Source organism: Pseudomonas sp. YJ42, assembly GCF_047225135.1.
In the GTDB taxonomy this organism is placed as follows: Bacteria; Pseudomonadota; Gammaproteobacteria; order Pseudomonadales; family Pseudomonadaceae; genus Stutzerimonas; species Stutzerimonas stutzeri_E.
Genome location: NZ_CP178378.1, coordinates 414,226 through 425,289 on the forward strand (window position 1 = coordinate 414,226; position 11,064 = coordinate 425,289).

At 61.3% G+C, this 11,064-nt stretch carries 10 protein-coding genes; 2 read left to right on the forward strand and 8 right to left on the reverse strand.

Annotation, left to right across the window (positions count from 1 at the left end):
* Positions 1–42: 42 nt before the first annotated feature.
* The 6 genes from ACL0K2_RS01800 to ACL0K2_RS01825 all read right to left on the reverse strand — a co-directional run bounded on the left by ACL0K2_RS01800 (position 43) and on the right by ACL0K2_RS01825 (position 6,539).
* Positions 43–1,077 carry a lysylphosphatidylglycerol synthase domain-containing protein gene (locus ACL0K2_RS01800; protein WP_045162285.1) on the reverse strand — a complete coding sequence of 345 codons (1,035 nt, stop codon included), beginning with the start codon at positions 1,075–1,077 and terminating at the stop codon, positions 43–45.
* Positions 1,074–2,312, reverse strand: coding sequence for a cardiolipin synthase ClsB (gene clsB, locus ACL0K2_RS01805; protein WP_239608981.1), 1,239 nt, complete (start codon positions 2,310–2,312; stop codon positions 1,074–1,076). Before clsB ends, ACL0K2_RS01800 begins: the two co-directional genes overlap by 4 nt.
* Complete coding sequence (locus tag ACL0K2_RS01810; RefSeq protein ID WP_045162283.1) at positions 2,309–3,112, reverse strand: endonuclease/exonuclease/phosphatase family protein; 804 nt, start codon at positions 3,110–3,112, stop codon at positions 2,309–2,311. Before ACL0K2_RS01810 ends, clsB begins: the two co-directional genes overlap by 4 nt.
* Positions 3,109–4,026 (reverse strand): DUF72 domain-containing protein, encoded by a 918-nt coding sequence (locus ACL0K2_RS01815; RefSeq protein ID WP_045162282.1) that lies wholly within the window; start codon positions 4,024–4,026, stop codon positions 3,109–3,111. Before ACL0K2_RS01815 ends, ACL0K2_RS01810 begins: the two co-directional genes overlap by 4 nt.
* 12 nt (positions 4,027–4,038) lie before the next feature.
* A complete protein-coding gene (locus ACL0K2_RS01820; protein ID WP_045162281.1) occupies positions 4,039–5,307 on the reverse strand; it encodes a zinc-dependent alcohol dehydrogenase in 1,269 nt (422 codons plus the stop codon).
* A gap of 311 nt (positions 5,308–5,618) precedes the next feature.
* Positions 5,619–6,539: a LysR substrate-binding domain-containing protein gene (locus tag ACL0K2_RS01825; RefSeq protein WP_413043643.1), complete on the reverse strand. Its 921-nt coding sequence runs from the start codon at positions 6,537–6,539 to the stop codon at positions 5,619–5,621.
* Between the two features lie 104 nt (positions 6,540–6,643).
* On the opposite strand from ACL0K2_RS01825, the gene ACL0K2_RS01830 reads away from it, so the two are divergent.
* The gene (locus ACL0K2_RS01830) at positions 6,644–7,471 is read left to right on the forward strand and encodes a DODA-type extradiol aromatic ring-opening family dioxygenase (protein ID WP_413043644.1); all 828 of its coding nucleotides are present in this window, start codon (positions 6,644–6,646) and stop codon (positions 7,469–7,471) included.
* 28 nt (positions 7,472–7,499) lie between these two features.
* Positions 7,500–7,781: a DUF2218 domain-containing protein gene (locus tag ACL0K2_RS01835; protein ID WP_239608987.1), complete on the forward strand. Its 282-nt coding sequence runs from the start codon at positions 7,500–7,502 to the stop codon at positions 7,779–7,781.
* Between the two features lie 12 nt (positions 7,782–7,793).
* On the opposite strand, the gene ACL0K2_RS01840 is transcribed toward ACL0K2_RS01835, so the two are convergent.
* The gene (locus tag ACL0K2_RS01840; RefSeq protein WP_413043645.1) at positions 7,794–8,651 is read right to left on the reverse strand and encodes a M23 family metallopeptidase; all 858 of its coding nucleotides are present in this window, start codon (positions 8,649–8,651) and stop codon (positions 7,794–7,796) included.
* A 247-nt stretch (positions 8,652–8,898) separates the two neighbouring features.
* Positions 8,899–11,049 (reverse strand): glycogen debranching protein GlgX, encoded by a 2,151-nt coding sequence (gene glgX, locus ACL0K2_RS01845; protein ID WP_413043646.1) that lies wholly within the window; start codon positions 11,047–11,049, stop codon positions 8,899–8,901.
* Positions 11,050–11,064: the final 15 nt, after the last annotated feature.

Consider the following 11,064-nt stretch of genomic DNA (forward strand, 5'->3'; position numbering starts at 1 on the left):
GAAGCCGGGACAATCGTCCCGGCTTATTTTTATTCGTCTCGTTTAGCGGCTGACGGCTTTTTGAGCGCTGGACGGATGGTCTCCCGGCGCTTTTTCTTCGCTGGGTTGAGCCTCGTTTCCGGAGCGCAACTTCTTCGCCCGGGCTTCGAGCACGACGTAGAGCATAGTGGCCAAGCACAGCGGCACCAGGAAATACACGACGCGATAGCCGATCAGGCCGGCTACGATCGTACTGTTGCTGAGTTCGCCGCCAAGGGCTGCCACGAACACCGCTTCGATCACACCCAGGCCCGCCGGAATGTGGGCAATCACTCCGGCGATGCTACTGATCATGAGGATCCCCAGCACCGTGGGGTAGGCGACCTGTTGCGACAACATGAAATAGACCACGAGTGCCATCAGCGACCAGTTCGCAGCGCCCAGCAGCATCTGCAAGGCAGCCAATCGCAGTGATGGCAGGTGGATCTGATGTTTGCGTATCGTCCAGTGGCGGCGCTTGGAAAAGCCGCACGCCCAAAGATAGACCAGCGCGAGCAGCAGCAAGCCGGCACCGAGCATGCGCAGCGCCGTATCGCCAATCTCCCAGCTCTCTGGCGGGGTGATCCAGCCCAACGAAAAGATCAATCCAGCCAGCCAGATATAGCCGAGCCAGTTGGTGAGCACGCTGAGCGTGAACACTCGGGTGATCTGCGAAGCGCGCAAACCCAATCGTGAATACAGCCGATAGCGCAGCGCGATGCCGCCAACCCAGGCGCTCAGGTTGAGGTTGAAGGCGTAGCAGACGAAGGTCACCGGCACGATCTGGCGCACCGGCAAATTGTGCTGCGCGTAGCGCTTGCCGAGGACGTCGAAACTACAATACACGGCGTAGCTGCCGAAGGTGGCGGCGCCTGCGAGCCAGAGCGTACGGGCGTTGTAGTTGCTCAGCGTCCGATAGACCTCAGGCCAGTCGACATTGCGCGCCAAGCCCACCAGCAGCCCGGCGACCAGCACGAAGAAGACATAGGTCAGGATCTTCTTGATCAGCGGCCAGCGTCGCCGCCAACCGCTGCGTGACGCGTCTTGGGTCTCGCTCATTGATGGTCTCGTTGCAAGGGTGCCGGAGGACTGGGCTCAAGCGGCTCCGGGTCGATCAGCTGCAGCTTGGGGCGGTGTGCTGGGAACAGGCCGACCAGCTGCGGAAAATGCCGTAGAAAATGGAAGATGAAAAAGGCTAGCGGTGCGCGCCACCAATAACCGCGGATCATGCGTTCCAGCGGAATGCGCCGGCAATCCTCCTGCAGCAAACGGTCCAGATTTTCATGCAGTTGGCGGTTGAACGCATGATCACGAATGATCAGATTGGCCTCTAGGTTGAGCGACAGACTGAGCGGATCGAGATTGCTCGAACCCACCGTTGACCATTCGTAATCGGCCAGCGCGACCTTGCCGTGCAACGGCCGGCGGCAGTACTCATGGATCTCGACGCCGTCGTTCATCAGGTAGTTGTACAGCATGCGCGCGCCGAACTTGGCGATCGGCATATCCGGTTGACCCTGCAGAATCAACCGCACCCGCACGCCGCGCCGAGCGGCGTTGCGGATCTCGCGCAGCAGCCGATAGCCGGGAAAGAAATAGGCATTGGCGATCAACAGGCGCGAGCGAGCGTCACGAATCGCTTGCAAATAATGCTGCTCGATATCGTTGCGGTGGTTGTGGTTGTCTCGAGTCACGAACAGCGCACGTGCTTCGCCCCGACTGACACCAACGTAGCCGTTGCTTTGCGTACGCACCCGTCGATGCCACCAGCGCCGATTCGCCTGGTTCGGCGCGATGGTGCTGAGGGCGAAGCGATGGATGTCGTGGACGATGGGCCCCTCGACCTGCAGCGCGTAATCCTGCTTGGCTGCCGGGCCGTAATCGCCCAGGTGATCGGCAGAAAAATTGATACCGCCGATGAAGGCGACCTGGCCATCGACCACGACGATCTTGCGGTGCATGCGTCGGAACACGTTGACGCGCTTGCCGAGCAGCCGTTTGCCCGGGTCGAACATATGAATGCGTACACCGGCCCGCGCCATCGCCGCGGCGAAGTCGCCATTCAGGTCAGCCGAGCCATAGCCGTCTACAGTGACGTCGACGCTGACGCCGCGTTCGGCGGCAGCGATCAGGACTTTCTGCAACTCCTGGCCCACTTTGTCCTTGAAGAAAATGAAAGTTTCCAGCAGGACTTCCTTTTCTGCGGCCGCAATGGCCTCGAACACGGCGGGGAAGAACTCCTCGCCGTTTTCCAGCAACTGAAGACGATTCCCGTCTCTCCAGTGAAAATTCATAGGTGTATCTCCACCGCCAAGGGCAGATGATCGGACAAGTGCGTCCAGGGTTTGTTACCGAGAATCCGTGCTTTATGACTCGTGGCGTTGCGCACATAGATGCGGTCCAGGCGCAGCATCGGCCAACGCGCCGGGAAGGTCTTGGCCACCTTGCCCTGGGACACGGCGAATACCTCATGCATGCCGGCGCAACGATCCAGGATCTGAGCGCCCTTCAGCCGCCAGTCGTTAAAATCGCCGGCGACCACCACCGGGGCGCCCTGGGGCAGCGAGTCGAGGAGCTCGCACAGCAGACCGAGCTGTTGCTGTCGGTGCGATTCGCGCAGGCCCAGGTGCACACAGATGGCATGAAACTCCTCATGGCCCGGCACCTGCAGCACGCTATGCAACAAGCCGCGGCGCTCCGGCCCGGCGATGGAAATGTCGAGGTTCTCGTAGCGCGTGATCGGAAACTTCGACAGCAGCGCATTGCCGTGATCGCCGTCCGGGTAGACCGCGTTGCGGCCATAGGCGAAGTCGGTCCAGATGCTGTCGGCGAGAAATTCGTACTGCGACATCTTCGGCCAGTCGTGAAAGCGCAAGGCGTGTTTCTCGTGGGTGCCCAGCACTTCCTGAAGAAATACGACGTCGGCCGAGACCGCCCTGACCGCCTCGCGCAGCTCCGGCAGAATGAATCGGCGATTGAGGGCGGTGAAGCCCTTGTGGGTGTTGACGGTAAGCAGGCGGACTGCGTTGACCGCCGTGGACATGTGGGCGTCCAGGTCGCTGCTGTCCAGTGGGTGATTCTTGTCCAGATTCAAGCCAGTGCTCCTTCCAGGTGGCCCGGAGTGGTCTCCAGGTTTTCCTCCAGCCCGAGCCGGCGCAACAGCTGCCGCGCATCGTAGGGCGCTCGGACCTTCACGTCGTTGTCGAAATAGCAGTACACCTCCCGCGCCTGGCGTGATGGGGGCTTATCGTCCGAGATGAGATGGGCGTCGTCGGGTTGCCCGCCCTGGTTCCACAGCGTTATGCGCTGGCACCAGTTGTCCAGCGCCTCTTCGCTGTAGCCGCTGGTATAGAGCTCTTCGGCGCCATGCAGGCGGATGTAGACGAAATCGCTGGTGAGATCCTCGCGATAGGGCCATTTGCCGGCGGTGTCCGCCACGACCAGTGCGACCTTGTACTTGCGCAGCAGCGCAACGAACGCGGGGTCAACGAAGCTCTGGTTACGAATTTCCACGGCGTGGCGTAGCCGGCGCTTGCGGTCGATCTGCAAATAACTGCGGCCCTCCATTCGCGCCTCGCATCCCTTGGCCATTTCCAGCGCTGCCTCGGTGTCGTGCGGCAACAGTTTGAGAAAGGTTTCGAACAGCGCTGCGTCGAACTTGAACGAAGGTGGAAACTGCCACAGCATCGGCCCGAGCTTGTCCTTGAGCGCCAGTACGCCAGAGGCAAGAAAATTGGCGATGGGCTTCTCCACATCGCGCAAGCGCAGGATATGCGTGATATAGCGCGGCGCCTTGACGCTGAAGACGAAGCCCTTCGGGGTTTCGTCGTACCAGCCGGTGTACAGCTCAGGTCGCTGGAGCGCGTAGAAGGAACCGTTGATCTCGATGCTGTTTACCGCACGCGAGGCGAACCTGAGCTCGTTCTTCTGGGTAAGGCCCTTGGGATAGAAGTCGCCTCGCCAGGGTGCGTAGCGCCAGCCCGATATTCCGATATGGATGGCCGCCATCGCTTTCTCCTGCTACCTGCCGGGACTCTGCATGCTGGTTGGATCGCTGGCGGGGAAGGTGTCGGCAACCGCCTGATCGACCACGTTCTCCTCCGATCCAGCCCCGGCGGAATGGCCCCGCTGTGGTTGCAATTCCACCTTGATCCAGCCGCGCTCGCGCCGATCGAACGCCTCGAAGGCCGCGATGGCGTCGGTCATCGGCTTGATCTGGGTCAGAATCTTCGCAGGGTCGATGCGCCGCGCCTGGATCATTTCGATCAGCCGCGGAATGTATTTGCGGTGATGGCAGTTGCCCATGTTCATGGTGATGTTCTTGTTCATCGCCATGCCGATGGGAAAAGTCATCGCATCTGGTGGATAGACGCCGATGATGGACAGGGTGCCGGCCTTCGCCAAGCTCTGCACCGCCCATTCCAGGGCCTGCGATGGGCCGTCGCCGGGCTGCCACTGGGCACCCTGACCGGACTGCGCACCGTCGGCCGGCTTGCCGCCGCAGCAGCCATGTTCGGCATCGATGCCGACCGCATCGATCACGCGGTCGACACCGATTCCGGCGGTGAGCCGCTTCAACGTTTCGACCGGATCCTCGCGATTGAAATCGATGACTTCCGCGCCTTGGCGCTGCGCCATGCGCAGGCGGTCCTCGAACTGGTCGATGGCAAAGACGCGCCCAGCGCCCAGTAGTTTGGCACTGGCGATGGCGAATTGGCCGACCGGGCCGCAGCCGAACACGGCCACGGTATCGCCCGAGCGGATCTCGGCCATTTCCGCGCCGAAATAACCGGTCGGGAAAATGTCGGAAAGCAGGATCGCCTGATCATCACTGATATCCGCCGGCAGCTTGACCAGACCGATATTGGCGAAGGGGATACGTGCTTTCTCGGCCTGCATGCCATGGAACGGCCCAGTCTGGGACGGGCCGCCATAGAAGGACGTGCCGGCCTCCTTGCCGTTCGGGTTGGCGACGTCGCACTGGGCGAAATAGCCGGAGCGGCAATAGGAGCAGTTGCCACAGGCGATGGTCGACGGAACCACCACCCGATCGCCGACTTGCAGGTTACGGACGTCTTCACCCAATTCCTCGACGATGCCTACGGCCTCGTGGCCAAGGATGGTGCCGGGCTTCATTCCGCTGACGGTGCCCCGAACGAAGTGCAGATCTGTGCCGCAGATGGCCGAGGCGGTGATGCGAACGATGGCGTCGGTAGGGGCTTCGATGCGTGGTTCGGCTACGTCCTCAAGGCGGATATCGCCGACACCGTGATAAACGACAGCTTTCATGGCTACTCCGTAACGCACCGTTCCAGCCTGTTGGACTCGAACGGTATGGATGATTGGTGACGTCCTGCTTGTAGGTCAGCCGGTCGAGAACCGGTCGGCGTTCCTGCGGATCGGCCCGGGCTTGGCCGGCGAGTCGTCCAACGGCACGCTGCGCCGAACAGGTGCACCTTCATTCGGACTAATCGAGGCTTTCGCGGTTCATCTTTTTTTCAATCCGCCGCGCATGCGCGGCCTCTGCCGCGGCGTTTTGGCGGGGAGATCAGTCGAGAAGGACAAGCGGCCGGCAGCGATGCCGAAGGGGGCGAGCCACGTCAGGTGCGCGGCGAGGCCCAGGGCAACTCGCCGGAGAAGGCTTCGACCAGATAGTCGATCATCGCTCGCACTTTGGCCGGGGGGCGGCGATCGGGGGGATAAACCACATGGATGCCGCCGAGCCCAAGCGATGGCTGGTCCAGCTCTATCGTCACCAGTTCGCCGCGGCTCAAAGCAGCGGCAACGATGAACTGCGGTTGATAGATCAGGCCCTGATCGCCCACCGCAGCCGCTACCAGAGCCGCCCCGTTGTTGGCGATCAGGTTGCCTTGGATGGGCACTCGAAATTCACCGGCCGGGCCGAATGCCCACTCGCGGCCACCCGACAAGGTTGACAGGCTGTAGCCGAGGCAATTGTGCCGAGATAGATCGCTCACCCGCTTCGGTACACCATGCTCCGTCAGATAGCCGGGTGAAGCGCATACCAGCATTGGGCAGTCCGCCAGGCGCCTGGCCTGCAACGGACTGTCGGTGAGGCGGCCGATGCGTACGGCCATGTCCCAGCTCCCATCGATCAGATCGACCTGGCTATCGGTCAGTCCCAACTCGATTTTCACGGCCGGGTGGCGCCGGCTGAACCCCGGCATCAGCGGAGCGATGAAGCGAGCGCCGAACGATAGCGGCACGTTCATCCGCAGAAGGCCAGAGGCGTCGACCCGCTGCGAGGCGATGCTCGCTTCGGCCTCGTCGATCTCCGGCAGCAGTCGCAGGCATGCTTCGAGATAGCTGCTGCCAGCTGCCGTGAGGCTCAGGCGCCGCGTGCTGCGATGGAACAGTTTGACGCCGAGCCGGGCTTCAAGTGCATCGACATGTTTGGTCGCCATCGCAGGAGACAGCCCGAGATGCCGCGCCGCGGCGGAAAGGCTGCCAGCGCTGGCGGCCCGGGCGAACACTCGCATTCCTGTTATTCGGTCGAGCATCTTGGCTCCTACTCTCAGTTAGAACTGTTGAGGCGTTTTGCCTTGTTAAGGCCATACGAAGTGTAATCCATACTTGTCACCTCACACGCGAGGACGACGATGACATGACCCGCCAGCACGAAGACGCACCATCGACGCGCATGCCCACCCTGTTCGTACCGCATGGCGCCGGCCCTTGCTTCTTCATGGAGTGGAATCCGGTCGATGCCTGGGACAAGATGGCCGCCTTCCTCAAAGGCGTCGCCGCATCGCTGCCACAGCGACCGCGTGCCATCGTGCTGGTGTCCGGCCACTGGCTGGAGCGCAAGGTCATGGTCACCGCCAGCACCAGTCCTGAACTGATCTACGATTACAGCGGCTTTCCAGCGCATACCTATGAGCTACGCTACCCGGCGCCGGGCGATCCTGCATTGGCGACGCGCTTGGTCGATCTGCTTGGCAAGGCCGGAATCGCTGCTGGCGAAGATCCACAGCGCGGTTACGACCACGGTGTCTTCATTCCTCTGAAGCTGATGTTTCCGGATGCGGACGTGCCGGTCGTGCAGCTGTCGTTGCGCAGCGACCTGAATGCTCAGGCCCATATCGATATCGGTCACGCCATCGCGCCCTTGCGCGACGAGGGCGTGCTGATTGTTGGCAGCGGCATGAGCTTTCACAACATGCAAGGCTATGGCGACTCGCGTTTTGCGCCGATTTCGGACGCGTTCGATCATTGGTTGAGCGAAACCGTCAGCGCCGCGCCAGCCCAGCGCGACGCGTTGCTGCAGCAATGGACCGAGGCGCCATCGGCGCGTCTGTGTCATCCACCTCGTGGCGAAGAGCATCTGCTGCCGCTCATGGTGGCAGCAGGCGCCGGAGCGAACAGCTCGGGCCGCAAGATATTCTCCGACCGGGTCATGCAAACGACTTTGTCGGCCTACCAGTTTGGCTGAGCGATCGGCCCTTAATCAGGAAGTCAACATGCACAGTTCCACCGTACAGATCGAAACGTCCAACCCAAGTCGCCTGATCCGCAGGCTTTGCAAGCATTGGAGTCACAAATTCGAGGTCAGCTTCGACGATCAACAAGGCCATATCGCGTTTGGCGACGCCCAGTGTCTGCTGACCGCAGGCGACGGGAGCTTGACCGCACAGGTGCAAACCGAAGACGAAGCACAGTTGGCTCAAATGGAAACCGTGGTGGCCGACCACCTGCAGCGCATGTCCGCGGACGAAACCTTCAATTTCGCCTGGAAGCGCTGATCGTTTTGTAGCTCAAGGGTCGTTGCGGGCGAAGTTCGGCAGGGCATTGACCGGTTGGGAGAAGCGGAAGGGGATCGACACCATCGAATCGCCATAGGCTTTTTGCACCACGAAGTGCAGATGCGGGCCGGTGCTGCGCCCGGTATTGCCGGAGCGTCCGAGCAGGGCGCCCGCCTTGACTTGCTGCCCCGATTGCACCTGCACTGAGCCGCGCTTGAGGTGCAGATAGGCGCTGTGGCTGCCGTCGTCGTGAAGAATGCGCACATAGTTGCCCGCCGGATCAGGCAGCCGGCCGCCCTGGTTATTGCGCACTTCCAGTACGGTACCCGCGCGTGCCGCTACGATTGGCGTGCCCACCGGCATGGCGACATCTACAGCAAAGCGGCCTTTGGGCGAGTTGTGGCTGAAATCTCCTCCGGCGCCTTGGGAAATACGGAAAGGGCCACCTTTCCAAGGAAGCGCATAGGCGTAACCGCCCACCGAGCCTTTCTTCCCCGGCTCTGGTGAGTAGATCAATGAATAGCTGAACGACTGCTGATACATCAGCGGATAACCAGGCTGGCGTTTGCGCAAGGTAGCAACGCGCATGCGGGTGCGTGCGGGCACAGTCTGGCGAACGACACCCTTGCCGACACCAGTGACATTAACCATGCGGGTCAAGCGCAGCACCACTTCGACCGGCACGTCCGTATCGTTGTGCACGTCCATTGCCTTGCCGGAGCCTGTCCGATTCACGAGCAGTCGCACGCTACCGGGTTTGGTCGCCGGCAGCGTCGCGTTGGTGATGCTGCCACCGGCCAGAACGGGCAGGGCAGTGGCGGAACAGAAGGTCAGTAGAGCAAGTGAAACGATCAGCCGGGTCGAAGCCATATGCGAGTGATCCGTCACGGATGGGACAATCTGCCTGCGGCCGGCAGGACAAATCCGTCGGGTTGCGTGAATGCCGCGCAGGGGTTGGGACTAAGGGAAGGAGGTGGCGTTCACTACCGCACGTCGGTATCCAACCAACGATTGAGTGCCGATGACGCGCCCGCGCCGCGACTGGCTTCAGATGCGCCAAGGCCCCGTAAACCGGGGCCCTGACCTTGTTGCGCGGAGCCGTTCCCTTGATCGACGTTTATTCCTCTTCCTTGATCAGCTCGAACAGCAATAACGAACGGCCGGTCAGCGCGTACTCATCGCTGAACTCGAATTGCTCGGGCCGCGCATTAGGGTTGTTGGTGTCGATCAGGCGGTTCCAGTAGATGCCTTGGGGCACTTCCGGCAGCGTGAAATTGACGACGTCGTGATGGGAGTTGACGATGATCAGCAGCGTCGCGTCCGAGCCAGCCCGGCGGATCCCCGTCGGCTGTGCGCGGCCATCGAGGAGCATGCCCATGCAGCGATTGTTGCCGTCCTGCCAATGCTCGACGGTCATCTCTTCTGCGTGAGGAGCCAGCCAGGTAACGTCCTTGACGCCCAACTCTTCGTTATAGGCACCGACCAGGAATCGTCCCCGGCGCAGCATCGGATAACGCTGGCGCAGCCGAATCAACTTGCGCACGAAGGCCTGCAACGAGCGACTGTCTTCCGGAATATCCCAATTGACCCAGCCGATTTCACTGTCCTGGCAATAAGCGTTGTTGTTGCCGTGCTGGGTGCGGGCGAATTCGTCGCCCGCTACGATCATTGGCGTGCCCTGAGAGAACAACAGCGTGGCGAAGAAGTTGCGCATCTGCCGGAAGCGCAGCTCTGTGATCTCTGGATCGTCGGTCGGGCCTTCTACGCCATGATTCCAGGAAATGTTGTTGTCGCTGCCGTCGCGGTTATTCTCGTCGTTGTCTTCATTGTGCTTCTCGTTGTAGGACACCAAGTCCTTGAGCGTGAAGCCGTCATGGGCGGTGACGAAGTTGACCGAGCTGAAGGGCCGACGGCCGCGTTGATTGAACAGGTCACCTGAACCGGTGAGCCGGCTGGCGAAATCAGCCAACTGCCCATCATCGCCGCGCCAGAACGAGCGAACGGTGTCGCGGAACTGATCGTTCCACTCCGCCCAACCAGGTGGGAAGCCGCCGACCTGATAGCCACCCGGACCGCAATCCCAGGGTTCGGCGATCAGTTTCGTCTTGGCCAGCACCGGGTCCTGACGACAGGCCACGAGGAAACCGTGGCGTTCGTCGTAGCCATCGTGCTGGCGGCCGAGGATGGTCGCCAGGTCGAAACGGAAGCCGTCGACGTGCATCTCCTGCGCCCAGTAGCGCAGCGAATCGGTGACCATTTGCACCACGCATGGGTGGCTCATATCCAGCGTGTTGCCGGTACCGGAGTCGTTGATGTAGTAGCGCTTTTCGTCCGGCATCAGACGGTAATAGGAGGCGTTGTCGATGCCCCGCATGGACAGAGTCGGGCCCAGCTCGTTGCCTTCGGCGGTGTGGTTGTAGACCACATCGAGAATGACCTCAAGATCGGCATTGTGCAGGTGCGCGACCATTTCTTTGAATTCGCTGATCTTGCCGCTGGCCAGATACTTCGGGTGCGGAGCGAAAAAGGCGATGCTGTTGTAGCCCCAGTAATTGCTCATGCCCTTTTCCAGCAAGTGCTGGTCCTGGACGAAGGCATGGATCGGCAGGAACTCGATCGACGAGACGCCGAGCTTGCGCACGTAATCGATCACTTCCGGCGTCTTGAAACCGCCGAAGGTGCCGCGCATGTCTTCGGCCACCGAGGGATGGCGCATGGTGAAACCACGCACATGGGTCTCGTAGATGATGGTTTGGTCCCACGGCACCTGCACGGGACGGTCATGCCCCCAGGTGAAAGCCGGGTCGATGATCTTGGACTTGGGCACGAAAGGGGCGCTGTCGCGTTCGTCGAAGCTGAGGTCGGCGTCGGGGTGTCCGATCGTATAGCCGAACAGGGCCTCGGACCATTTCAGCTCACCCACCAATTGCTTGGCGTAGGGGTCTATCAGCAATTTGTTGGCGTTGAAACGATGACCGGCATCGGGCTCGTATGGGCCGTGCACACGATAGCCGTAGATTTGCCCCGGATGGGCGTCGGGCAGGTAGCCATGCCAGATCTCGTCGGTGTATTCGGGCAGCTCGATGCGCTCGAGCTCGGTTTCGCCATCGGTATCGAACAGGCACAGCTCGACCTTGGTCGCGTTCGCGGAAAAGATCGCAAAGTTGACTCCCAGCCCATCCCAGGTAGCGCCAAGCGGGAAGGGAAGTCCTTCGCGTATACGCGAAGGGATCAGAATCTGAGGCGCCGCAGGTTTTTTTCTACTCATGAAATCTCCGATGGC